1 protein-coding gene is annotated in these 583 nt (G+C 42.9%); it reads right to left on the bottom strand.

Going from position 1 to position 583, the window contains the following annotated elements; all coding sequences use genetic code 11:
- Nucleotides 1-27: 27 nt before the first annotated feature.
- Nucleotides 28-583 (bottom strand): response regulator (locus tag HC176_RS15805; protein WP_167919954.1); only part of this gene is annotated, 556 nt, incomplete at its 5' end.

A 583-nucleotide genomic window follows, 5' to 3' on the forward strand; every position in this document is an offset into this window, starting at 1 on the left:
AAATATTATCCAGTAAGCTCAACCGGGTTATGTAGTTCTAATTTGCAACAGGCGCGATTGATTGATAAGATCGGCCAGGTTGTCCACCCGTAATTTTTTAAGTAATCTCGTCTTATACGTGCTAACTGTTTTTTCGTTGATATCTAAAGCTTCGGCGATATCTTTATTTCTTTTTCCGGTGGAAAGGAGGTTAAGTACCTCAATTTCCCTCGTAGACAGTTTTTTGTAGCGGGAAACCAGATTGTTGGATCTGGTAGTGCCGGACTTGATCTTTTCGCTGATCTCCTTGTTGAGATAGATCCCACCTCTTGCAACCTGATGCACGGCCTCACTAAGAATTTCTGTAGATGCCGTTTTTGAAAGATATGCAGCAGCCCCGGCCTTTATGGCGTTAAGAGCATACATTTCTTCGGGATGGCAGCTAAGAATAAGGATCTTGGTGCCGGGATTTTCAGCTTTTATGGTTCTTAGGGCGGTAATTCCGTTAATGTCCGGAAGATCGATCTCGAGGATCACCACATCCGGATTTTTGGTCTTAAGAGCCTTAAACAGATCCTTTCCGTTAGTTACTTTTCCTACTACT

Source organism: Tamlana crocina, from assembly GCF_012037625.1.